The sequence below is a fragment of the Vibrio sp. 970 genome (genome assembly GCF_033339075.1).
This window is the reverse complement of sequence record NZ_JAWOTW010000532.1, coordinates 1-602: the sequence shown is the minus strand read 5'-3', so window position 1 is coordinate 602 and position 602 is coordinate 1. Positions and strand designations below refer to the sequence as shown.

The 602-nt window shown below is 45.5% G+C and carries 1 protein-coding gene; it reads right to left on the bottom strand.

The window, feature by feature from the left end; genetic code table 11:
* Nucleotides 1-602, bottom strand: a 602-nt coding sequence (locus R7Q11_RS27700; protein WP_225467176.1) for a thiamine phosphate synthase, incomplete at both ends; no start/stop codon positions are given.

Sequence of the window (602 nt, the reverse complement as noted above, 5' to 3'; positions counted from 1 at the left end):
CCTTGCGGTTTGGATGGCATTTGTTTGGTGGTGGTTGGAAAAATATGCCCCAACGCAATGTAGCTTGGGTTAATTTGGACGATACGCAGCAGTTCATAATAACCATGGGTTGATAGACCTAAGCAAATGCCTGCGGTGCTCAACTGACTCAAATTAGAATCTTCGATATCCTCTTGACCAAGATGAACCCCGAACGCGCCATGCTTTATTGCTAGTTGCCAATAATCATTAATAAAAACTTGAGCGTCATACTGACGACCGAGTTCAATTGCGCGTGCAATCTGCTGTTCTAAGTCTGGCTGATAGGGGTCTTTGATACGTAGTTGAATGGTGTTGATACTCAATGGCAACAACCGCTCAATCCAACTGACGTCGTCCACGACCGGATAGAGACCCAAACTCTGTTTGCTCAGATGAGGAAAGTTGACCGACTGTCCGTATGATGACCAACCTACTTTGATGCCTAAACGACAATCTTCTAGGACTGGTATAGGAAAGTCAGCAAACTGAGATACCCAGTCCTGCTTAACCATTGTTTCACCATTCACGAGTGTTTCACGTGAAACATTCGTCATTGCGCGCGCTAAGGTCAAAGCGTCTTC